Raw genomic sequence first — 20,119 nt, 5'->3', positions numbered from 1 at the left:
ACGAAATGCGGAAAAGCGCTTGTTTGTCGCTGTCCTTCAGGACACCCGCTCACCCTGTGACCAGACGCTCTTGATGAGCGGCGCCGTTCCGATGGCCGAGAACCGCACCAGATCGCCACGCTTTCCGACGGCGATGTCACCCCGGTCATCAAGACCCACGTGCCGGGCCGGGGCTGCGGTCACGGTGGCCATCGCCCGCGCCAGATCGCCCCAGATATCCGATAGTTTCAAGGCCCCCTGCAACAATGACGCAGGCACATAATCCGACGACAGGATGTCGAGCGTTCCTTCTTCTGCCAGCTCGCTGGCCGCCACATTACCCGAATGGGACCCGCCGCGCACCAGATTGGGCGAACCCATGATTGTCGCGATCCCGGTTGACCGACAGGCCGTTGCAGCCTCCCGGGTTGTCGGAAACTCAGCAATGGAAACACCGTGGTTTTTACTGGTCCGAACCTGTTCGACCGTCGTGTCATCATGGCTGGCAAGGGTGGCTCCGTAACGCGCTGCGGCCCCAACCGCCGCCTGTTCGTGCGTTTCGCCCAGCCTTTCCTGAAGGGCGTAAAGAAATTCAGTGTATTCAGGAAAGCCTTCGCGCGACAATCCGTTTTTGCCGCAGACATAGTCTTCGAATTTCTTCAGGTCGCGGAACTGACGCTGACCCGGTGTGTGATCCATCAGGGACACGATGCCGACCTTGTCGTCCGGCCCGAATTCATCCAGTTCCTCGATCAGTGTTTCGGAACAAATCTCGGCGCGCAGGTGGATGTGGTGACTGATCTTGAGGGCGTTGCAGTCGCGCATCTCAAGTATCTCATCCGCCATCCGGCGCGCATATTTGCCGTATCTCTTCCGTGTGTTGGATGTGATCGACCCCACGCGGATCGCATCAAAGACCGTTGTAATTCCAGTCCCGGCGAGTTCCCTGTCATGGGCAATGATCGCCGCGCGGTGTGGCCAGTCGATCTTGGGGCGCGGGCTCATGTGCCGCTCAAGATTGTCCGTGTGCAATTCGATCAAGCCGGGGCTCAGGTAATCGCCTGCGCAATCGATTGCGTTTGTGATCGACACGACACCTTCCGACACGTCCGAGATCTTACCATTTCGCAGAACAACAGTGCCGAGGACAACTTCGGTGGGAAAGACCAGCCTGGCATTCGTAAGAACAGTTTCTTGCGTCATGATGTTTCCGGACCTGAGTGCTGCGGCTTGTACCTGCGTGGTTTCGCGAAACGCCTTGCTTCCATCATCCCGCCCTCGCCGGGTTAAGTGCCGCCACTACCTGCGAAACCGTCTCCTCCAAGGGACCGCTGTTGTCGACCTCCATGCACGGGATATCCATCGGGAACGATCCTGCCGAACGGGCGAGGCGTTTTTCTATTTGATCCGCGTCTTCCCTGCCCCGCGCGGCGAGGCGGGATTTCAACACCTGCGTGTCAGCGGTCAGGGACAGAACCCGAAAATCGGCGAACCGGTTCTGCGCCTGTCGTAAAACGGCCCGCGACAGATTGACCAGCAGCGATCTGCCCGAGGCCAGCGTTGCATCGACCTCGACCGGAATGCCATAGCACAGACCGTGCGCGTGCCAGTCCAGCGCAAAGGCACCTGCGGCCCTGCGGGCGTTAAACTCTTCCCTGGTCACCCCTTCAAACGTCTCCCCGCCGGCATCGGTGGGCCGCGTGATGACGCGTCGTACCGGGCGCAACCGCGGGTCACGTGCCACAATCGCCTCGATCACCGTGTCCTTGCCCACACCGGACGGGCCGACAACTGCGATCAGAACACCCGCCATCAGCTCACTCCCGGAGTGAATTGGGTGACATCGATCTCCCGATCACAAACTGCGGCGCGGGCCGCCTCATCGTGGAAAATCCCGACAATGGCCGCGCCGCGCTGCTTGGCTTCGCGGATCAGAGCCAAGACGGCTCCGCGGTTTTGCGCATCCAGACTGGCTGTTGGCTCGTCCAGCAAGAGCGCCGGGTAGTCGTAGGCAAACCCCCTGGCAATGTTGACCCGCTGCTGTTCGCCGCCCGAGAATGTCGTGGGGCTTAGTGACCAAAGCCGTTCGGGAATGTTCAGCCGCGCAAGCAGCGCCTTCGCCCGTTCACGCGCGCTGGCGAAATCACTGCCCGTCACTAACAGAGGTTCGGCGACGACATCCAGCGTCGAGACCCTCGGCACCACCCGCAGGAACTGGCTTACATAGCCAAGCGAGTTTTTGCGCAAGGCCAGTATCTCTCTCGGCTCCGCGCTGGCGACGTCAACCGCGCCGATCCGAATATGTCCGGACGCCGCAAGGTAGTTGCCATAGAGCATCCGCATTAACGTCGACTTGCCCGCCCCGGATGCGCCAATCAAGCCAACACATTCACCCGGGCCGACGAAGAAGCCCGCCCCCTCCATCACCGAAATCACGGCCGCATCCTGATTGTGCAAAGTGAATGATTTGGAGACGTTTTCAACGGATATCATCGGTTCAGACCTGCAAGACAGAGGAAACAAGAAGCTGGGAATAGGCGTGCTGCGGATCGTCAAGCACCTGATCCGTCAGACCCGTCTCGACCACATGGCCATCTTTCATGACCATAAGCCTATCGGCCAGCAGCCGCACAACGGCCAGGTCATGGGTCACAATAATCGCGCTTAATCCCATCTCGCGCACCAGACCGCGCAGCAAGTCCAGCAGCCGCGCCTGAACACTGACGTCCAGCCCGCCCGTAGGTTCATCCATGAAGACAAGGCGCGGGCCGGTGACAAGGTTACGCGCGATCTGGAGACGCTGCTGCATCCCGCCGGAAAAGGCTGTCGGGCGGTCGTCGATACGGTCTTCGTTAATCTCGACGCGTCCCAGCCAATCGGTCGCCGCCTCCCTGATCTGTCCATAGTGGCGGGAGCCAACTGCCATCAACCGTTCACCGACGTTGCCACCGGCACTTACATTCATCCGGAGCCCATCGCGGGGGTGCTGATGGACAAAGGCCCAATCGGTGCGCGACAACATCCGTCGCTCGGGCTCGCTCATGGTGACCGTGTCGCGCAAGCCATCCGTTCTGGTGTCGAAGCGTACCGCGCCCGTGTCGGGTGTCAGATGCCCGGCAAGGCAATTCAGCAGGGTCGACTTGCCGGACCCGCTTTCCCCGACAATGCCCATCACCTCGCCCGCATAAAGGTCGAAGGATATATTCGAGCAACCAATGCGCTGACCATAAAACTTGGACAGGCCTTCGACCTTCAACAGCGGCGTCATGCTGCATCCTCCCCATACGGAATGCCCTGAGCCCCGACATGACCCTCCCTGCGGCGCGATGAGCAGAAATCAGTGTCCGAACACATGAACAAGCGTCCGCCCTTGTCATCGACAATCAGCTCATCGAGATAGCTGTCTTCGGCACCGCATACATCACATGCGTGATCGGCCTTGGACGCCTCGAAGGGATAATCGTCGAAATCAAGGCTTACGACCTGTGTATAGGGCGGCAATGCGTAAATGCGCTGTTCACGGCCGGCACCAAAAATCTGGATCGCGGCCATCTCCAGCTTGGGGTTGTCGAACTTGGGAATGGGCGACGGGTCCATCACGTAGCGCCCCTCGACCTTCACCGGGTAGGCATAGGCCGTCGCGATCGCGCCATGCTTTGAAATATCTTCGTAGAGCTTTACATGCATCAAGCCGTATTCTTCGAGGCTGTGCATTTTGCGGGTTTCGACCTCCGAAGGCTCCAGAAAGCGCAAGGGTTCCGGGATCGGCACCTGATAAACCAGGATTTGATTCTCGGTCAGAGCCTCTTCGGGAATTCGGTGGCGCGTCTGGATGACGGTTGCCTGCCGCGTTGCCTCTGTTACCGCGACGCCAGCCGTTTTTTCGAAAAACCTGCGGATGGAGACGGCATTGGTGGTATCGTCGGCACCCTGATCGATCACCTTGAACGTGTCATCGGGGATCAACACCGCTGCCGACACCTGCACGCCACCCGTACCCCACCCATAGGGCATCGGCATTTCGCGCGACGCAAAGGGCACCTGGTATCCTGGAATGGCCAAGCCCTTCAGGATCGCGCGGCGGATCATGCGTTTTGTCTGTTCGTCGAGATAGGCGAAGTTGTATTCGGTCATTCCGCGGCCTCCTGCGTGGGCATTGCTTCGCGGCGCAGCTTGCGGATCAATTCCAGTTCGGATTGAAAATCCACGTAATGCGGCAGCTTGATATGTTCGAGAAAGCCCGTCGCCTGAATGTTATCAGCGTGATAAAGCACGAACTCTTCATCCTGCGCCGGGGCGCCGACGTTGTCCTCGCCCAGTTCTTTCCAGCGCAGGGCGCGATCGACCAGCGCCATTGAAATGGCCTTGCGCTCGGACATCCCGAAAACCAGTCCGTATCCCCGCGTGAACTGCGGCGGTTCGGTTTTAGATCCCTTGAACTGATTCACCGTCTCGCATTCCGTCACCTCGATGTCGCCGATCTCGATGGCAAATCCCAGCTCGGGTATCTCCATCTCTACCGGCACGGTACCGATCCTGAGTTCGGCGACAAAAGCATGGTTGCGCGCGTAGCCGCGCTGCGTCGAATAGGCCATGCCCAGAACAAAGCCCTCGTCGCCGCGTGTCAGCGATTGCAGCCGCAGCGCCCGGTCGGCGGGCAGTTCCAGAGGTTCGCGCGTCAGATCGGGCGGCGTTGCGTCAGAGGCATCCTCTTGCTGGACTAACCCCTCGCGGTCCAGAAAGCTCATGATATGTGGCGTCGACGCCGTCTCTGCCCGGGCCTCGGGAGCTTGGGGAGCCTTGCCTTCTGCTGCCAGCTTGAAATCCAGAAGACGGTGCGTGTAATCGAAGGTCGGCCCGAGAACCTGCCCCCCCGGTGCATCCTTGAACGTGGCTGACACCCGTCGGTCGCACGCCATATCATCGGTTGCCACGGGGACAGAAGCGCCAAACCGTGGCAGTGTCGTGCGATATGCCCGGATCAGGAATATCGCTTCGATCAGGTCGCCGCGCGATTGCTTGATCGCCAGCGCGGCAAGATCCGCGTCATAAAGCGACCCCTCCGCCATCACGCGGTTGACCGCGAGCTTCAGTTGTTCACGAATTTGCGCCACGGAGAGCTCGGCGACGGCGGTATCCCCGCGCCGCTCCTCCGCCAGCCAGGCGTGGGCGTTGTCTATCGCCCGTTCGCCGCCTTTGACAGCTACATACATGTGGTCACCTGTGTGGTTCGAGGCAGCGCAGCCAATTGATCTTTATGTGTAAAAAAGTAGTCCAAGCCCAGGGGAAAGCGGGCTGCGTTGCGCTGAAAAGCGGCTGTTTCTGGTAAGGACAAGGCGGATGCGGTCTTGATCCCGGGACCCTTCAGCACCGCACCGCTGGCCGCAAGCGGCCCGCTTTCCACGATCAGCGTCGCGGACCGGTCGGGAAATTCCGGTGTTCCGATCGGGAAGTCATGCGCTGTCAGTTCCGGCCACGTCCCAACCGCAAACTGCGCCCTGTCCGGAGCAACAAACGGCGCGCCGGTGTGAAATGTCACCCAGGCTCGAACAGCCGGCACATCGACCGATGGCGCAAGATAGATCGGCGTTTCCGGATCGCACAATGTCAGGATCAGTACACTGGCCGCCTGCGACAGGGGTGCCGGGCCGCGGGCGCCGTCCAAAGCGGTAATGACCCCGGGACGCGCCATCGCGGTCATGATCTCGCGAAAGGCGCGTGCTGACTGAACCGGTGCATTGCTGAATCCACCCTCAAGTGTTTGCGTCTGCATCAGTCTTCACCCCGCACCATTGTGAAGAAATCAACCTTGGTTGCTGCGGCTTTCGAGGCGCGCGCTTGCTGACGCGCCTGTGCCAGTTCTTGCAACGGGTCCAAGATGATCGCCCGGACCGATGCCGATGCTGTTGATTGCATCAAGGCATCGACGAGGGCGCAGTGCAGCGCCTTGTCAGGATCGCGCCCTTGCACGTAGGCATGACCGTCCTCACCGGTTTCAAGCTTGACCGAGCACCGGGTGATGGTCATCTCCCCCAGGTTGAAGGCTGATCCGACGGCACCGCTGCGACCGCGCACCATCACGCTGCCAACTTCCGGCGCACGCAGGATGCTGTGGCCCGGTGTCGCCCCATAGGCCGACCAAAGCCGCTTCAAATCAGGCGCGCGACATTTCGCCAGCAGGCTCATCCACGCTTTGCGCTCCGCATCCGGATCTGTGCTCATCATCTAGACACCTTGTCGATTTGTCTACTTTACTATACAACTAGACAAATCATCGGTGATTCCGTTGAAAGACGCAAGCCCGGCAACTGTGAATTTTTGGTGACAACATGGCCCGCACACCCATTTGGAAATCGATCACCGAAGCTCTGAAAGCAGAGATCGCAAAAGGACAATACGTGCCGGGTGACAAGCTCCCGACAGAAGCCACCCTGTCCTCGCGGTTCGGCGTGAACCGGCATACGGTCCGGCACGCGCTCAAATCGATGTCGGACGAGGGGATCGTACATGCCCGACGCGGCGCCGGTGTCTTCGTGACGCAAGTCCCGACCGACTACCCGATTGGCAAACGCGTGCGCTTTCATCAAAACCTGATCTCCGCAGGGCGGGTGCCGGCAAAGGAAATCCTCTCGCTGGAGACGCGGCTGGCAAATCCGACCGAGAGACACACCCTGCACCTCGGCGCAGACGACATGGTGCATGTTTACGAAGGCCTGTCCCTGTCCGATGGTCAGCCCGTTGCGGTTTTCCGCAGTGTGTTTCCCGCCCGGCGGTTTCCGAACATTCTTTTGCATCTGCAGCAAACCAAATCGGTGACCGAAGCCGTTCGCAGGGCTGGGGTGACGGATTACACGCGCGCCTCGACCCGGTTGAAAGCCAAACGCGCGACGGCGACACAGGCATTGCATCTGCGGATCAGCGAAGGCGCGCCGATCCTGCACACAACCGGTGTAAATGTCGATCTGGACAACCGGCCCATTGAATTCGGGGAAACCTGGTTTGCCGGGGACCGCATTACCCTCACCCTCGACGCGGATTAACCTTCTCGTCACATGGCCGATACATCCAGCTGCTAAACACACCGGAAAACAACTGTGAGCAGCAGAAATGAAACAGCATGTCCAGCCTTTGCGCCTGATCGGCGCTCACGTCCTGCGCGATGGCGACATCGCCTCCGGTGAGATTTGTATCGAGGAGGGTCGGATTCGCGATCATAGCACCTCGGCCCGGTCGCAAACGCTGACCCTGTCCGGATATTACTTGTTGCCTGGCATCATTGATCTGCATGGCGATGCGTTTGAACGCCATATCGCGCCACGACCGACGGCCCCCTTCCCGCTTGAGATGGGGCTGGTCGGAACGGATCGCGACGCGGCGACCAGCGGTGTCACAACGGCCTGGATGGCGCAAAGCTGGTCATGGGAAGGCGGGATGCGCGGGCCCGATTTTGCAGAACAGTTCCTGACGGCACACCGGGTATACAAAGCGCAGATGCTGACCGATCTACGGGTGCAGCTGCGCTGTGAAACGCACACGATGGACACCCGCGCACGGCTGATCGAGGCCGTGAAGCAACATGGTGTGGGATATGTCGTCTTCAACAACCATCTGGACGAAGCGACCACACTCGCGGCCACGCATCCGGACCAGATCCGCGATTGGGCCAAACGCGCCGGGCGAACACCGGAAGAGCATATGGCATTGGTCAACGGCATGCAGGCGCGGTCGGCGGAAGTGCCAAGGTATCTGTGTGACCTGGCGACCGCGTTTGACCAGCAGGGGGTAAAATACGGCAGCCATGACGACCCGGATGCGCGGACCCGCGAGCGCTACGCGATGATCGGTGCGAAGATCTGCGAATTTCCAACCCATGTCGATGCGGCGGCGGCTGCGAAATCCTGGGGCGATCCGGTGCTGATGGGGGCGCCCAATGTGGTGCGCGGCGGCTCGCAGGCTGGTAACATCAGCGCGATGGTCCTGATCCGCGAAGGCCTGTGCACGGCACTGGTGTCGGACTTCCACTACCCGACGCTTGCGCGCGCCGCCTTCCGCATCGCCGACGATGGCGTCCTGCCGCTTGCCTCGGCCTGGGCCCTGATCTCGGCCAGACCGGCGCGGATCATGGGGCTGGAAGACCGCGGAGTGATCGCCGAAGGCAAACGGGCGGACCTCACGATCATCAATGCCGAAACACGCCAGATTGAGGGCACGATGGCGGCCGGGCGCTGGTCCTACATTTCGGCAGAACTCGTCAACCGCCTGTCGCATCCGCAAAAGCCACATCGAATTGCCGCCGAATAACTACGCGTATTTTTCCAGAAATGAGACTGCGGAAAGGGTGCGGAAATCCTCCAGCGCCGCCCGCAGACGGTCATGCGGCCAGTCCCACCACTCAAGCGTCTGCATCGCACCGGCAACCTCTTCCGGAAACCGGCGGCGCAGGGGCTTGGCGGGAATACCCGCGACAATCGTGTAGGGGGCAACATCCTTGGTCACGATCGCGCCACCTGCCACAACGGCACCGTGACCAATCGTCACCTCGGGCCGTACCTGCGCGCCGTGCCCGAGCCATGTATCATGCCCGATGGATGCGCGGCGCCTGCGCCGATGCGCGAACCACTCGGTATCGGGGGCCGCGTCATCGAAATAATCTCCGGAACGGTAGTGAAAGTGATGCAGGCTGGCTTTCTCCATAGGGTGATCGGTTGCGCCGATCCGCACGTAACTCGCGATGTTCGAAAACTTGCCAATCTCGGCATTGGCGATATCCGCATATCGGTCGCAATAGGAATAATCTCCTACCTCTGAATAGGCGACCCGGGAACCCCGGCCAATTTCCACGAAACGGCCGAAGTGGCTGTCTGTAATGTCACAGTCAGGGTGCAAAAATGGGGCAGTGTCACTCAGTCGTGGCATCAGTGACCACCCGCGCCGCCCTTGATCAGCTTCCCCCTGAGCCATCCGGAGAATGTGTCCATCGCCATGACCATCAGGATGATCAGGATGATGTAATATGTCACCTCTTCCCAATCCTTTTGAGTGATGATTGCCTGCGTCAGCAACAGACCGATGCCGCCGCCCGTGATCGCGCCGATAATGGTGGCCGACCGCGTGTTGCTTTCGAGGTAGTACAGGACCTGGCTCAACAACACCGGCGTGATCTGAGGGATGACGCCGAACCGATGACGCTGCATCGGTTTCGCGCCGGTCGATGTGATCCCCTCGATCTGTTTGCCATCCACGTTTTCCAGCGCTTCGGAAAAGATTTTTCCGAATGTGCCGGTATCGGTCAACATGATGGCGAGCGACCCGGTCAACGGTCCGGGTCCGAAGGCGCGGCTGAGGATGATGGTCCAGATCAGCCCGTCAACGCCCCGCAGGAAGTCAAACAACCGCCGGACTACGAAACGCGCACTGCCAAGTGGTGTGAAATTCCTCGCCGCCACAAAAGCGACGGGCAAGGCGATCATCGCCGCCCCAAAAGTCCCCAGGAAAGCCATCAGAACAGTCTCGGCCAAGGCCCATGCCACGTCTGAATGACGCCACATCTTGTTAGACCAGAACTCCTGCCAGATCGCGGCATATTCTCCCGATGATACAAGCTGGGCAAAGCTCTTGCCATGGAACGGACTGTCGAGCGTGAAGAAGAAGAGCTCCCACCCGGTGAAGTACCGGAAGACTTCGGTCCGGTTCCGGGTGATCGTGAGGCGCCCCGCGTCGGTTGTTATCGAGATCCGGTTTTTTGATGCATTGATCCACTCAGGCGTCTCGCCGGCAGGCAAAACGGCATTGACGCCGCGCTTGCCCGGCGTTGCGGAAATAACCCCATAGCCTGGCACCGTGTAGCTCACATCCGGGCCAAGGGTCACAATATGCCCGTCGCCAAGGTCGACGGAAGTGTTATCGCCGAGCTGAACCCAATCCGGGCTGTCGCCCTGCGCGTATCTTCCCTTCTTTTCGCCCTCGATCGCGATGGTGATGTTGCCGGTCCGGTTATCCTGGGTGACATGGGTTTTGTAGCTGTAAGTGTCGCTGACCAGCGTTGTCATGTTCGACACGCTCACCCGGTCTTTCAGACCCGCCATGTCGAAGGCTACGAAGACATAGGCCAGATAGGCAAAGATCGCTGCGGGCAGGGCAAAGGCCTGCAGGCGTTTTATCACGAACAGCCGACCGGTTTGCTGCTTGATCACCAGGGCGCTCATTGTCTGGCTCCCTTCACCCGGGCTCCGTGTGTCAGGCGATCTCGCAGATGGCTGGATAACTGATCGACAAGGACAATCGTGGCGAACAGCAAAAGGAAGATGGCTGCGGCTTCGTCAAGCTTGCCCTGCCCCCACGACATCGTGTTACGCAGATCATACCCGATACCGCCTGCCCCCACAAAGCCGAGGATTGCAGACGCGCGGATGTTGATTTCAAACCTCAGCAGCGCGTAGCTGAGGTAATTTGGCGCAACCTGCGGCACAACACCGAGGAACATCCGTTGCAGCCATGACGCACCAACTGATGCCAAACCCTCAACCGGTTTGAGCGAGGCGTTCTCATTCACTTCCGAAAAGAGTTTGCCCAGGGCCCCCACCGTGTGCAGCGCGATTGCGATCATTGCCGGTACCGGGCCGCCTCCGAGCAGGAAAATAAGGATCAATGCAATCACGATCTCCGGTACCGCGCGCAGAATGTCCAACACGCGACGCACCGGTCCCGTGATCCATCCCACCGGCGCCAGACCCCGCGTCGCGAGCAGCGACGCGATGAGGCCGAGAATTGCGCCCAGAAGCGTGGCCGCACCCGCGATGTTGATTGTCTCAAGGAGCGAGGGTGCGTATTTCAGAAAATATCCCGGAAGCAGATGCGCGCGCGTGACGGCCTCGCTCACCACGTCGCCGGGGAAATCCAGAATATTGTGCCAACCCTGCCAGAAGCCACCCGCGTTACGCGCATCGGCGGTATAAAACCCCAGCATCATCAGGGCCACGAACAGGATCAGGAGGATCATGTTCATGACGCGTTTTGCGCGCATCTGCCCAAGGTAGTCCGTTTGAATCTGTGCTACGTTTTCCGCCACTGTCGCGCCCCCAACATGATGCAGGCCCCGGCAACACACCGAGGCCCGCAGATTATTATTCGTCGCGAAAAATCAGTTCGATTTTGCCTTGCGCGCTTCCACGATGGACACATAGGCCTCATGTGTGATCGGATCGAAACCCAGGCTCTCGCCCGCTGCCACGCCGTAGGCACAGTCAGCATCGGCTTCGTAAAGACCATCAACCAGCGCGGTCATCTTGGCCTTGACCTCTTCGGGCAACACGGACCGCAGCACGACAGGACCTTCCGGGATCGGTTTGGAGCGCCAGATTTCAACCAGGTCGTTCATATCGACGAGACCGGCATCCACCGCCTTGCGCAAGGCACCGGAGTTATACCCGTCTTCCCACTCGCCCTGGCCGTCAGCCCAGGTGACGCCACCGTTCACATCGCCGTTGTTCACCGCGACGATGGTCTGCTCGTGACCGCCCGTGAACTTCACTTCGCCAAAGAAGTCGCCGGATTCCATGGTGGCCCCCGTCGTCTGCGGAATCTCGATGGAGGGGATCAGATAGCCGGATGTGGAGTTGGGATCGCCGAAGCCGAAGACCTTGCCCTTCATGTCATCGAGAGAGGCAATGCCACTGTCCCTGCGGGCAAAACCGATGGAGTGATACCCGTAGGATCCATCAAGGTTGATTTTCACCAGAACAGGCTCAACCGCCTCCGGGTCCTGAATGTGCACGGCGGCATAGCTGGAAGCGCCAAGCCACGCCATATCGATGGTACCGCCCAGCAGGCCCTGGATTACGCCATTATAATCGGCCGGCGCAAAGAGCTTGGTTTCTACGCCAAGGGCCTCGGATGTGTAGTCGGCCAAACACTGGTAGCTGTTCAGACGGTCTTGAGCGTTTTCACCGCCCAGGATCCCGATGCGGAATTCCGTGATGGCACCGCCTTCTGCCACGGCAGAAGTTGCCAGCGCAGACGTGGTAAGAGCAGCAGCAAGGATGTGTTTCATGTTTTTCTCCGTTTGAAACAAAAAAGCTCTGCCATCGGGCAGAGCGGGGAATTCAGGCGTATTCGCGATCCAGCGTCTGGATTTCCGTCGACGTGGCCGCCTCCGAAAACGATGTATCGGCGCCGTAAATTTCGCGGGCCATGGAGGTGGTCAGCTGCTCGGGCGTGCCGTCGAAGACAATTTTGCCGTCCCGCATGCCAACAACCCGGTCGCAATAGCGACGCGCGGTGTCCAGCGTGTGCAGATTTGCGATTACCATGCGGCCGTCTTCTTCGTGGATGCGCCTCAGGGATTGCATGACAACCTGAGCATTCATCGGGTCCAGAGACGCAATAGGCTCGTCCGCGAGGATGATCTTGGGGTCCTGCATCAGCGCGCGGGCAATCGCCACGCGCTGCTGCTGACCGCCCGACAAGGCCTCGGCGCGTTTCGGAGCATGCTCGGCAATGCCCAGCCGGTCCAGAATATCGATCGCCTTATGCACATCGGAGGCCGGATACATGTTGAACATCGTCGCTAGCGTCGAACGGCGGTTCAGCGTGCCGTGCAGCACGTTGGACACGACATCCATTCGTGGCACAAGATTGAATTGCTGAAAGATCATCGCACATTGGGATTGCCAGTTGCGCTTGGCCGCGCCGACCAGCGCCGTTACGTCATTGCCTTCGAAAACGATCTGGCCCGAGGTTGCGTCCGTCAGCCTGTTGACCATGCGCAGCAGCGTCGACTTACCAGCGCCGGACCGTCCGATAATCCCGATCATCGACGGTTTTGCTACCTGCAAATTCGCGTCCTGGACCGCCTTGTTCCCGCCAAAAGACTTGGTCAGATTCGTGAGTCTCAGCATACAACCCTCTTTCAATTGCGGGCTGTGTAGAGTTCGTGTTCTTCAGATTTGTATCAAAAAAACGAAGGTTCTATGACATGTCACCCATGCTGACCTGTTAGCTTATTCGTCGTCATGGTTTCAAAAGTCGCAAATAAATCCCGGCATGGGTCCTGCGAAGGGCTCGCAGGGCGCTGAAAGCACCGCAGACGAAAGAGACGCCCTGCACTATTTTACAACGCTCAGGATTCTGTTGAACCAGTTTCGATGCTTAATTCCCTTTTGCCCGGCGCCGGGTCCTACGATGTAAGCAGGTTCTCCGTCTCCAGCCTGTGCCAATCGAAAACGACCCCCGTACCCGGAATTTCGGGCGCGATTGCGCGGTGATTTTCGACAACAAGGGGGCGCTCGGTGTACTGATCAATCGGGAATGAATGCACTTCGATCAGGCCGGCGTTTTTGCGCCCCGAAACAAGGCTCACATGAAGTTCCTGCATGCCGTGGCTACAAATCGGCAGCCCGTGTTTTTCAGAGAGTGCGGCCACCTGCAGAAAGCCGGTGATCCCACCGCAGTTGGACGCGTCAGGCTGAATATAGCTCAGCTTGGCCTGCTCGAACGCATATTGAAACTCATGGATCGTGTGCAGGTTTTCACCCATGGCAAGGGGCATGCCTGTCGCTTCGGCGATCTTGGCAAACCCCTTGTAATCGTCCGGAATCGTTGGTTCCTCGAACCACAGCAGATTAAATGATTCAAATGCCCGGGCGGCTGAAATCGCCTGATCCACCGAGAAGGCGTAATTGGCATCCACCATGAAATTCACAGCCGGACCAATGAGGTCCCGCACCGCCGCAATGCGTGATACGTCTTCGTCCAGCGACGGCAACCCGATCTTGATCTTCACGCCGTCAAAGCCGCGCTCCAGATATCCCTGAACGCTGGTCAGCAGCTTGGGCAGATCAAACCCAAGATCAATGCCGCCGCAATAGGCCCGACAACTGCGCGCAGCCCCCCCGGCCATCTGCCAAAGCGCCTGTTCGCGCCGTTTGCCGCGGGCATCCCACAGGGCAATATCCACCGCGGAAATCGCGAAGGATGCGATGCCACCCCGCGCAACGTAGTGTACATGCCATTGCATCGCCTCGTACAACGCCTCGACGTCATCACCGTTCTGTCCTTCCAGAAACGGTTTCAGATCGTGATCGATCATCGCGGCAATCGCATGCCCGCCCTTGCCGCCCGTATAGGTGTAGCCCGTTCCGGTGCTTCCGTCATCAAACCGCATGGTGACAGTGATCAGTTCAAAGAAATGGTGGTCGCCATGTTTGGCATCCACCAGAACCTCCGCCAGCGGCAGTCTAAAAAGGCGCGTCTGAACCTCAAGGATCTTGATCATCTTCAATCTCTTCCAGTGTGGCGCAGGATGAATTCCACGTGACGTCACCCGTCCCGACGGCTCACCCGACAGCATGCAGTCACTGTTGCGATGAAACGCGGTTTTCGCAAGGTGGTGATGCCCTGGGTACGGCGCAGATCTTGCGCCACACCGCCACATCCTTGCGACCGAAAAGGGCGCGCTTGTCAGCGACTTGTCCGAGATCATTCCCCTTGAGGTCATGCTGCATCGCCCGCCAAGCGTCCGGCTGGATTGTTGACAGTGCCCGCAAGGTTCAGGCAGAATTTTCGAACACCCTCATGCGTCGCCCGCATGGTACAGATAAGTGAGCCCATATGCAGATAGAATTACTCTACGGACGTGATGGGCTAACACTGGAAATGCCAGCCGGGGCTGACACGCACCTCATCGAGAAACCAGCCTTTCCGAAGGCAAAAAAGCCCGGTGAACAGATTGCCGACGCCTTTGAAAACCCCTATGGCTCAGCGTGTCTTGCCGATTTGTGCAAGCATAAGTCCTCTGCCTGCATCCTGATCTGCGACATCACGCGCCCGGTTCCCAATCACCTGTTCCTGCGGCCTATGATTGAAACCATGGTCGCGAACGGCATTCCCCTGCCCGCCATTTCAATCCTGATCGCCACCGGGTTGCACCGCCCGAACGAAGGCGCCGAAATGGCCGAACTGGTCGGTGACCCCTGGGTGTTGGACAATGTCCGCGTCGAAAACCATTTTGCCCTCGTTGATGCGGACCATGTGGACCTCGGCATCACGGAAGGCCGCGGTGTGCCGATCAAACTTGACCGCCGGTTTGTGCAGGCCGACCTGAAAATTGCCACGGGACTGGTCGAGCCCCATTTCATGGCCGGATTTTCAGGCGGGCGCAAAGTCGTGGCCCCCGGCGTGGCGCATCACGAAACCATCCGCACCTTTCATTCTGCCCGCTTCATGGAGGATCCGGCGGCGCGTGAATGTAATCTCGCAGGTAACCCCCTGCACGAGGAGCAGTTGGAAATCGTGCGCAAACTCGGGGAGGTCTTCGCGCTCAATACGGTGATCGATGACAAGCGAAACCTCGTGTTCTGCAGCTTTGGAGAAATCATCGAAAGCCATCTGGCGGCAGTGGAGTTTGTTCGCGGATACACCGAAATCCCGGTGGGCAGGAAGTTCAAGACCGTTGTCACCTCATCGGCCGGCTACCCGCTGGACCAGACCTATTACCAGACTGTCAAAGGGATGGTGACCCCGCTGGACATTCTGGAAGACGGCGGCACACTGATCGTTGCATCCCACTGCGCCGAAGGAATTGGATCGCAGCATTTCCGGGCCGCGCAGGAGCGTCTTGTGGCACTTGGCCCTGATGCCTTTCTGCAAACGCTGATGGCCAAGGACTTTGCGGATGTGGATGAATGGCAAACGGAAATGCAGCTCAAACCCATGCGCGTGGGTCGGATCCAGCTTTTCACCGAGAACCTGTCGGACGATGATTTCAGGATCACAGGGGTTGATCGCGTATCTGATTTATCCACAGCCATTGCCAGTAGCATGGCTCAGCATGGTGACAAAGCCGTCGCGGTCATCCCCGAAGGCCCCTACGTCGTGCCGAAATCGGAACCGGCGCGACAAGCATGAGCGATCACATCCACCTCGATGTCACGGGCGGTATCGCGGGTGACATGTTCCTCGCGGCGATGCTGGCTGCGTTTCCGCACATGCGGCAGCAGATGGAAGACGACCTGCGCGCCGCAGGCGTGTGGGCGCAGGTGACCATCGCGGTCGAAGACGTCCGCGAGATGGGCTTTGCCGCAACGCGTGTCACCGTACAAACGGCTGGCTCCGCGCCGCCGACATCTCATTGGCGGGACATACGGGCCTTCATAGAAAACAGCAGGCTGCGCGCGGCCGTCAGCAAACGGGCTGTTGAAATCTTTGCCGAACTGGCGGCAGCTGAAGCAACATGCCACGGGGTCGCGCCAGACGACGTGCATTTTCACGAGATCGCTGATTGGGATTCCCTTGCAGACATCATCGGCGCTGCGTCTCTGATCGAGCAGGCCGGTGCGCCGCGATGGTCGGTGAGCGCATTGCCGCAGGGCAGCGGGCGTGTCAAAACCCGGCACGGCCTTGTGCCGGTTCCACCCCCCGCCACCGCTGAATTGCTGCAGGGATATTCGTTGTTCAGCGATGGCGTCGACGGCGAGCGGATCACGCCCACGGGGGCGGCAATCCTGAAATATCTGTCCCCGAGCCAAGGCGCATTGGGGCCCGTGGGCACGCTCGGCCACAGTGGAACGGGTGCGGGACACAGGCAATTGCAGGGCATCCCGAACATTCTGCGGCTTCTGGTCTTTGACGCCCCGGCAATGTCCGGCGACACGGTACACCTGATCCGGTTCGAAATCGACGACATGACACCCGAAGAAATTGCCGTGGCGCTTGACCGTATCCGACTGGAAGCAGGCGTGCTGGATGCCAGCTACACGATCGGGTATGGCAAGAAAGGTCGGGTTCAGTTCAGCCTGTCCGTCATCTGTGCGCCGCCGATGCACGACCGGGTCGTTGAAACCTGTTTCTCGGAGACGAGCACACTCGGCCTGCGCCTTGAAACTGTCGCCCGCTACAGACTGAACAGGCGCAAGGACACGATCTCAGGACTGCCGGTCAAATCGGTCGATCGGCCTGCTGGTGCGACCGCCAAGGTGGAAAGCGACGCCTTGGCACGGACGAAAACCCTTAAGGCGAGGCGCGCCCTCGCGGCGGAAGCGGAACACGACCATGACTGATCCCTCGGCCCGGCTGGACGGGCACCTCAGATCCATCAGCAAGCTCACCATAGCGGTCAGTGGCGGGGTTGACAGCCTGACGCTGGCATATGCCGCGTCGCGATGCATCGAGGATGTCGCCTGTGTTCACGCAGTGTCGCCCGCAGTGTCACCATCGGCGACAGACCGGGTCAGGGCACATGCCGACAAACACGGCTGGCACCTTGACATCATCGACAGCGGAGAATTTGCAGATCCATCCTATCGCGCAAACCCGCACAACCGGTGCTATTTCTGCAAGTCGAATCTCTATGGCACGATGCGCCGGGTAGTCGACGGCCCCATCGCGGCTGGCACAAACACCGATGATCTGGGCGAATATCGCCCCGGACTGATCGCGGCGGATGACCATCACGTCGTACATCCCTTTGTTGACGTGGGGCTGGCAAAAAGCGACGTGCGGGCCATCGCCGGTCACTTCGGTTTGTCAGACATCGCGGAACTGCCCGCACAGCCTTGTCTGGCCAGCCGGATCACAACCGGGATTGCCATTGAGGTTTCCGACCTGCGATTTGTCGACCGCGTCGAGGGGATGCTCCGAAAATCCTGCGGTGTGACGGATGTGCGCTGCAGGATCACCGAGACAGGCGTTGTAATCCAATCCAACGTACCTTTGCCCGAGGCATCGCTTGAAAAAGCCCGACAGCTTTGCCTGGCGACCCGGCGGAGATTCGTTGGATGGCAGCCCTACCGGCGCGGCAGCGCTTTTGTTGTGCCAATTTCCTGATGGAGCGCCACACGATCTTTGACTGGTCCCGCAAGGCGCGCACGGGCATTCCGGAAGCGGTTTTTGCCGAAAGCAAATCCGATGCGCAGCTTCGCGACATCATTCAGGCGCATCAGGAACGTAAGGTGCCTCTGCTTGTCACCCGGTTGTCCGGCGATCAGATCGAGGCCTTGAGTGACCTTCCCCTTAATGTCGACCCTCTTGCCCGCACGGCAACGCTGCTGAAATCCGCACCACCGCCGCAAGCACCGCAGATCATGGTCGTGACGGCTGGCACATCCGATCTCGCCGTAGCACGAGAAGCGGCAAACAGCGCCGAATTCATGGGGCTGCGGGTCAGGATAATCGCGGATGTGGGCGTCGCCGGCCTGTGGCGGTTGGAAAAACACCTGCCGGACCTCGCCCGCGCCCGGCTCATCGTGGCCGTTGCCGGGATGGAGGGTGCCTTGTTTCCAGTGGTGGCGGGACTGGTTGCGGCACCGGTTATCGCGGTGCCAACCTCTGTCGGCTACGGGGTGGCCAAGGATGGGTCCGTCGCGCTTGGCTCTGCCCTCGGCACCTGCGCGCCCGGTGTTGTCTGCGTCAATATTGACAACGGGTTTGGTGCCGCTGCCGCCGCGGCAAAGATCCTTCTGGCCCCCTGAAACCCTTAACCATCAGGCATATTCGTCATGCCGCCGTACCCAGGCCTGCGCATATGGCAAATCTGCCTCGTCGCGACCGTTTGGCGTCAGATCCAGCAAATTATATGCGCCGTTTAAGATGTCCAGCCCCCGACCGTAGGTGGAATAACTATGCGCCACGCGCCCGTCGTTCAGTTTGTAGAAAACGCTCAAGCCCGGGCTTTCGCCAGCGTAAGGTTTCTTTCCGTAGTTATAGGAGTTTCCATCCATATCTGCTTGCGTTGGAAAGCTGACGCCAAAATCCTCGCCAAAACTGGTGTTCAGCGCGGAAACCCATGGAATGGTCCACCCCATACGCGCGCGATAGGCCTCAAGCGTTGCAAGCGGCGCGTTCGAGGCGAGCACCAAAGCCGTGTTGCGCGCGGCAAGATGCGTTTCGATTCCTTCGAAATTATCAACAAAGAAGGAACAGCTCGGGCAACCGCTTTCCCATTCAGGACCATACATGAAATGGTAGACCAAAAGCTGCTCTTTATCGGCGAACAAATCCGGCAGGGACTTCTCCCCCTCCACCGTCGCAAACCTGTAAGGCGTGGTAATTTCGACCATCGGGAGGTCGCGGCGTGCATGTGATAGAGCGTCGCGGTCCCGTGTGAAGTTTTTCTCCTTTTCCAGCAGCTTCAAGCGCTGCGACAGCCAGTTTTCACGGCTCACAAGATTTGGCATCGGGGCAACTCCTTCTTAGGATGGCAGAGATCGCGGACTCTGTGCATGTCAGTTACTCAACAATTGTGTTGACTATTTCATCGCAACCACTTAGTCAACATAAATGTTGAGTATTGCGAGGTAATATGACTGATCTGAACGCTGTTTTCTCCGCTCTGGGGGACGAGACGCGCAGGGCGATCCTGATGCGGCTGGCCGAAGGTGAGCTACCCCTGTCCCGCATTGCCGCGCCCTTTGACATGTCCCAGACCGCCGTGACCCGGCATGTGCATGTCTTGGAGGACGCGGGCCTTGTGACCGTTGAAAAGCGCGGGCGGGTACGCCATTGCGCATTGACTGCCGCACCGATGAGCGATGCAGTGTCCTGGCTGGAAAGCTACCGGCCATTCTGGGTGGAGCGCCTCGACACTCTGGCGCTTATGATTGCACGAGAGACAAACAATGATTGACCTGCTGACATCACCGGCCGGTAAAAACCCCGTTGTCATCAGCGCTGTTTTTCCTGCCTCCTCAGAAAGGCTTTTTGATGCCTGGACACAGGCGGACGATCTGCGGCGATGGTTTGGAAATGATCCCTCCGATCTGTCTGCCATCGAACTGGATTTGAAAGTTGGTGGGCTCTGGCGGTTCCACATGCGCACCACCTCCAACAAGTCGGAATGTCTCGAAGGCCACTATATCGAAATCCGGCGGCCCCGGAGGCTTCGATTTAGCTGGACCCATGTGGTCGTGACCCATGATGATGTTGTGAAACACACACCGCCATCGCAGGTGGATGTCCAGTTTGAGCCGATGGGCGCCGCCACCCGTCTGACGTTGGAGCATAAAGAGATTTCGACCCGCTCTGGCCGGCTCGGGGTTGGCACCGGATGGCACAACAGCCTGAAGGCGCTGTCCCATCTGTTGGGCGAAACGGTCTGACCTGCTCCCCTGAAAAGTCCTTCATTTATGGGTAGCCTGTTCTCCAACAG

General features: G+C 59.3%; 23 protein-coding genes. 8 read left to right on the top strand and 15 right to left on the bottom strand.

From position 1 onward, the window contains the following. Positions 1-36 precede the first annotated feature (36 nt). The 8 genes from KX928_RS06220 to phnG form a co-directional block, all read right to left on the bottom strand. A complete protein-coding gene (locus KX928_RS06220; RefSeq protein WP_219500193.1) occupies positions 37-1,182 on the bottom strand; it encodes an alpha-D-ribose 1-methylphosphonate 5-triphosphate diphosphatase in 1,146 nt (381 codons plus the stop codon). A gap of 64 nt (positions 1,183-1,246) precedes the next feature. Continuing rightward, positions 1,247-1,792: a phosphonate metabolism protein/1,5-bisphosphokinase (PRPP-forming) PhnN gene (gene phnN / locus KX928_RS06215; protein ID WP_219500191.1), complete on the bottom strand. Its 546-nt coding sequence runs from the start codon at positions 1,790-1,792 to the stop codon at positions 1,247-1,249. Next, positions 1,792-2,472, bottom strand: coding sequence for a phosphonate C-P lyase system protein PhnL (gene phnL, locus KX928_RS06210; RefSeq protein ID WP_219500181.1), 681 nt, complete (start codon positions 2,470-2,472; stop codon positions 1,792-1,794). Before phnL ends, phnN begins: the two co-directional genes overlap by 1 nt. Positions 2,473-2,476: 4 nt before the next feature. Continuing rightward, positions 2,477-3,247, bottom strand: a complete 771-nt coding sequence (gene phnK / locus KX928_RS06205; protein WP_219500179.1) for a phosphonate C-P lyase system protein PhnK — start codon at positions 3,245-3,247, stop codon at positions 2,477-2,479. After that, positions 3,244-4,113 (bottom strand): alpha-D-ribose 1-methylphosphonate 5-phosphate C-P-lyase PhnJ, encoded by an 870-nt coding sequence (locus KX928_RS06200; RefSeq protein WP_219500177.1) that lies wholly within the window; start codon positions 4,111-4,113, stop codon positions 3,244-3,246. The genes phnK and KX928_RS06200 overlap by 4 nt, the downstream gene beginning before the upstream one ends. Then, on the bottom strand, positions 4,110-5,192 hold the full coding sequence (locus tag KX928_RS06195) for a carbon-phosphorus lyase complex subunit (protein WP_219500176.1): 1,083 nt from the start codon (positions 5,190-5,192) through the stop codon (positions 4,110-4,112). The genes KX928_RS06200 and KX928_RS06195 overlap by 4 nt, the downstream gene beginning before the upstream one ends. Beyond that, positions 5,183-5,752, bottom strand: a complete 570-nt coding sequence (gene phnH / locus KX928_RS06190; RefSeq protein ID WP_219500175.1) for a phosphonate C-P lyase system protein PhnH — start codon at positions 5,750-5,752, stop codon at positions 5,183-5,185. The genes KX928_RS06195 and phnH overlap by 10 nt, the downstream gene beginning before the upstream one ends. Next, a complete protein-coding gene (gene phnG, locus KX928_RS06185; RefSeq protein WP_219500174.1) occupies positions 5,752-6,204 on the bottom strand; it encodes a phosphonate C-P lyase system protein PhnG in 453 nt (150 codons plus the stop codon). Before phnG ends, phnH begins: the two co-directional genes overlap by 1 nt. Before the next feature lie 104 nt (positions 6,205-6,308). On the opposite strand from phnG, the gene phnF reads away from it, so the two are divergent. Continuing rightward, on the top strand, positions 6,309-7,019 hold the full coding sequence (phnF, locus tag KX928_RS06180) for a phosphonate metabolism transcriptional regulator PhnF (RefSeq protein ID WP_219500173.1): 711 nt from the start codon (positions 6,309-6,311) through the stop codon (positions 7,017-7,019). A 67-nt stretch (positions 7,020-7,086) separates the two neighbouring features. After that, on the top strand, positions 7,087-8,280 hold the full coding sequence (locus KX928_RS06175) for an alpha-D-ribose 1-methylphosphonate 5-triphosphate diphosphatase (protein ID WP_219500172.1): 1,194 nt from the start codon (positions 7,087-7,089) through the stop codon (positions 8,278-8,280). Here the strand turns inward: KX928_RS06175 and KX928_RS06170 are convergent, their stop codons facing one another. The 6 genes from KX928_RS06170 to KX928_RS06145 all read right to left on the bottom strand — a co-directional run bounded on the left by KX928_RS06170 (position 8,281) and on the right by KX928_RS06145 (position 14,251). Beyond that, positions 8,281-8,895: an LbetaH domain-containing protein gene (locus KX928_RS06170; protein ID WP_219500171.1), complete on the bottom strand. Its 615-nt coding sequence runs from the start codon at positions 8,893-8,895 to the stop codon at positions 8,281-8,283. Then, positions 8,895-10,184: a phosphonate ABC transporter, permease protein PhnE gene (gene phnE / locus KX928_RS06165; protein ID WP_219500170.1), complete on the bottom strand. Its 1,290-nt coding sequence runs from the start codon at positions 10,182-10,184 to the stop codon at positions 8,895-8,897. Before phnE (KX928_RS06165) ends, KX928_RS06170 begins: the two co-directional genes overlap by 1 nt. Beyond that, entirely contained in the window at positions 10,181-11,002 is an 822-nt protein-coding gene (gene phnE, locus KX928_RS06160) for a phosphonate ABC transporter, permease protein PhnE (protein WP_219502021.1), read from the bottom strand. Before phnE (KX928_RS06160) ends, phnE (KX928_RS06165) begins: the two co-directional genes overlap by 4 nt. A 117-nt stretch (positions 11,003-11,119) precedes the next feature. Further along, on the bottom strand, positions 11,120-12,028 hold the full coding sequence (phnD, locus tag KX928_RS06155) for a phosphonate ABC transporter substrate-binding protein (protein WP_219500168.1): 909 nt from the start codon (positions 12,026-12,028) through the stop codon (positions 11,120-11,122). A 52-nt stretch (positions 12,029-12,080) separates the two neighbouring features. After that, entirely contained in the window at positions 12,081-12,875 is a 795-nt protein-coding gene (gene phnC, locus KX928_RS06150; protein ID WP_219500166.1) for a phosphonate ABC transporter ATP-binding protein, read from the bottom strand. 278 nt (positions 12,876-13,153) lie between these two features. Further along, on the bottom strand, positions 13,154-14,251 hold the full coding sequence (locus KX928_RS06145) for a mandelate racemase/muconate lactonizing enzyme family protein (protein WP_219500164.1): 1,098 nt from the start codon (positions 14,249-14,251) through the stop codon (positions 13,154-13,156). 335 nt (positions 14,252-14,586) lie between these two features. Here KX928_RS06145 and KX928_RS06140 point away from each other — a divergent pair, with 335 nt between their 5' ends. From KX928_RS06140 to larB, 4 genes are read left to right on the top strand one after another with little or no spacing between them, the layout of a single operon-like run. Continuing rightward, complete coding sequence (locus KX928_RS06140) at positions 14,587-15,882, top strand: nickel-dependent lactate racemase family protein (protein ID WP_219500162.1); 1,296 nt, start codon at positions 14,587-14,589, stop codon at positions 15,880-15,882. Next, a complete protein-coding gene (larC, locus tag KX928_RS06135; RefSeq protein ID WP_219500160.1) occupies positions 15,879-17,033 on the top strand; it encodes a nickel pincer cofactor biosynthesis protein LarC in 1,155 nt (384 codons plus the stop codon). The genes KX928_RS06140 and larC overlap by 4 nt, the downstream gene beginning before the upstream one ends. Then, entirely contained in the window at positions 17,026-17,799 is a 774-nt protein-coding gene (gene larE, locus KX928_RS06130) for an ATP-dependent sacrificial sulfur transferase LarE (RefSeq protein ID WP_219500157.1), read from the top strand. Before larC ends, larE begins: the two co-directional genes overlap by 8 nt. After that, a complete protein-coding gene (gene larB / locus KX928_RS06125; RefSeq protein ID WP_219500155.1) occupies positions 17,751-18,443 on the top strand; it encodes a nickel pincer cofactor biosynthesis protein LarB in 693 nt (230 codons plus the stop codon). Before larE ends, larB begins: the two co-directional genes overlap by 49 nt. A 12-nt stretch (positions 18,444-18,455) precedes the next feature. On the opposite strand, the gene KX928_RS06120 is transcribed toward larB, so the two are convergent. Then, positions 18,456-19,148 carry a DUF899 domain-containing protein gene (locus tag KX928_RS06120; RefSeq protein WP_219500154.1) on the bottom strand — a complete coding sequence of 231 codons (693 nt, stop codon included), beginning with the start codon at positions 19,146-19,148 and terminating at the stop codon, positions 18,456-18,458. Positions 19,149-19,273: 125 nt separating this feature from the next. Between KX928_RS06120 and KX928_RS06115 the strand changes: the two genes are divergently transcribed. Next, positions 19,274-19,597 (top strand): ArsR/SmtB family transcription factor, encoded by a 324-nt coding sequence (locus KX928_RS06115; protein WP_219500153.1) that lies wholly within the window; start codon positions 19,274-19,276, stop codon positions 19,595-19,597. After that, complete coding sequence (locus KX928_RS06110; protein WP_219500151.1) at positions 19,590-20,069, top strand: SRPBCC family protein; 480 nt, start codon at positions 19,590-19,592, stop codon at positions 20,067-20,069. The genes KX928_RS06115 and KX928_RS06110 overlap by 8 nt, the downstream gene beginning before the upstream one ends. Positions 20,070-20,119: the final 50 nt, after the last annotated feature.

This window comes from Roseobacter insulae, from assembly GCF_019375555.1.
Lineage (GTDB): Bacteria > Pseudomonadota > Alphaproteobacteria > Rhodobacterales > Rhodobacteraceae > Roseobacter > Roseobacter insulae.
This window is presented reverse-complemented; position numbering and strand designations above follow the sequence as displayed.

Excerpts from the sequence above, each read along its gene's own strand:
- phnC (WP_219500166.1), bottom strand. The coding sequence starts at position 12,875 with ATGCTGAGACTCACGAATCTGACCAAGTCTTTTGGCGGGAACAAGGCG.
- phnK (WP_219500179.1), bottom strand. The coding sequence starts at position 3,247 with ATGACGCCGCTGTTGAAGGTCGAAGGCCTGTCCAAGTTTTATGGTCAG.
- KX928_RS06170 (WP_219500171.1), bottom strand. The coding sequence starts at position 8,895 with ATGCCACGACTGAGTGACACTGCCCCATTTTTGCACCCTGACTGTGAC.
- phnE (WP_219502021.1), bottom strand. The coding sequence starts at position 11,002 with ATGCGCGCAAAACGCGTCATGAACATGATCCTCCTGATCCTGTTCGTG.
- KX928_RS06195 (WP_219500176.1), bottom strand. The coding sequence starts at position 5,192 with ATGTATGTAGCTGTCAAAGGCGGCGAACGGGCGATAGACAACGCCCAC.
- KX928_RS06175 (WP_219500172.1), top strand. The coding sequence starts at position 7,087 with ATGAAACAGCATGTCCAGCCTTTGCGCCTGATCGGCGCTCACGTCCTG.
- KX928_RS06115 (WP_219500153.1), top strand. The coding sequence starts at position 19,274 with ATGACTGATCTGAACGCTGTTTTCTCCGCTCTGGGGGACGAGACGCGC.
- KX928_RS06110 (WP_219500151.1), top strand. The coding sequence starts at position 19,590 with ATGATTGACCTGCTGACATCACCGGCCGGTAAAAACCCCGTTGTCATC.
- phnE (WP_219500170.1), bottom strand. The coding sequence starts at position 10,184 with ATGAGCGCCCTGGTGATCAAGCAGCAAACCGGTCGGCTGTTCGTGATA.
- KX928_RS06140 (WP_219500162.1), top strand. The coding sequence starts at position 14,587 with ATGCAGATAGAATTACTCTACGGACGTGATGGGCTAACACTGGAAATG.
- phnD (WP_219500168.1), bottom strand. The coding sequence starts at position 12,028 with ATGAAACACATCCTTGCTGCTGCTCTTACCACGTCTGCGCTGGCAACT.
- phnF (WP_219500173.1), top strand. The coding sequence starts at position 6,309 with ATGGCCCGCACACCCATTTGGAAATCGATCACCGAAGCTCTGAAAGCA.
- KX928_RS06145 (WP_219500164.1), bottom strand. The coding sequence starts at position 14,251 with ATGATCAAGATCCTTGAGGTTCAGACGCGCCTTTTTAGACTGCCGCTG.
- larE (WP_219500157.1), top strand. The coding sequence starts at position 17,026 with ATGACTGATCCCTCGGCCCGGCTGGACGGGCACCTCAGATCCATCAGC.
- phnG (WP_219500174.1), bottom strand. The coding sequence starts at position 6,204 with ATGATGAGCACAGATCCGGATGCGGAGCGCAAAGCGTGGATGAGCCTG.
- phnL (WP_219500181.1), bottom strand. The coding sequence starts at position 2,472 with ATGATATCCGTTGAAAACGTCTCCAAATCATTCACTTTGCACAATCAG.
- larC (WP_219500160.1), top strand. The coding sequence starts at position 15,879 with ATGAGCGATCACATCCACCTCGATGTCACGGGCGGTATCGCGGGTGAC.
- phnH (WP_219500175.1), bottom strand. The coding sequence starts at position 5,752 with ATGCAGACGCAAACACTTGAGGGTGGATTCAGCAATGCACCGGTTCAG.
- phnN (WP_219500191.1), bottom strand. The coding sequence starts at position 1,792 with ATGGCGGGTGTTCTGATCGCAGTTGTCGGCCCGTCCGGTGTGGGCAAG.
- larB (WP_219500155.1), top strand. The coding sequence starts at position 17,751 with ATGGCAGCCCTACCGGCGCGGCAGCGCTTTTGTTGTGCCAATTTCCTG.
- KX928_RS06120 (WP_219500154.1), bottom strand. The coding sequence starts at position 19,148 with ATGCCAAATCTTGTGAGCCGTGAAAACTGGCTGTCGCAGCGCTTGAAG.
- KX928_RS06220 (WP_219500193.1), bottom strand. The coding sequence starts at position 1,182 with ATGACGCAAGAAACTGTTCTTACGAATGCCAGGCTGGTCTTTCCCACC.
- KX928_RS06200 (WP_219500177.1), bottom strand. The coding sequence starts at position 4,113 with ATGACCGAATACAACTTCGCCTATCTCGACGAACAGACAAAACGCATG.